The organism is Streptomyces sp. URMC 126, from assembly GCF_051386555.1.
In the GTDB taxonomy this organism is placed as follows: Bacteria; Actinomycetota; Actinomycetes; order Streptomycetales; family Streptomycetaceae; genus Streptomyces.
On the sequence record NZ_JBPQTX010000887.1, the window covers coordinates 1 to 271 of the forward strand.

Here is a 271-nt window from a genome sequence, read left to right on the forward strand (position 1 = left end):
GGTCGTGCCGGCGAGCGGGAACGGCGTTCGGTTGTCGGTGACCCCGTTCAGGTGGTTGTAGCGGCCGGTGAGGAACGCCGCCCGGCTGGGCGAGCAGAGCGAGCTGACCACGAACGCGTTGCGGAATCGCACCCCTAGCCCCGCCAGCCGGTCGAGGTTGGGCAAGGCGTCGCGCAGGAAAGGGAACCGGCCCCGCGTGCCCTGCTCGCGCTGGACGACACCGAGCGCGTCCCAGCGCTGGTCGTCGGCCAGCATGATCACGATGTTGGGC

1 protein-coding gene is annotated in these 271 nt (G+C 70.8%); it reads right to left on the minus strand.

Translation table 11 applies throughout. The annotated features are described in order from the left end of the window. Positions 1-261 (minus strand): sulfatase-like hydrolase/transferase (locus tag ACSNOK_RS34355; RefSeq protein WP_436784645.1); only part of this gene is annotated, 261 nt, incomplete at its 3' end. Positions 262-271: the final 10 nt, after the last annotated feature.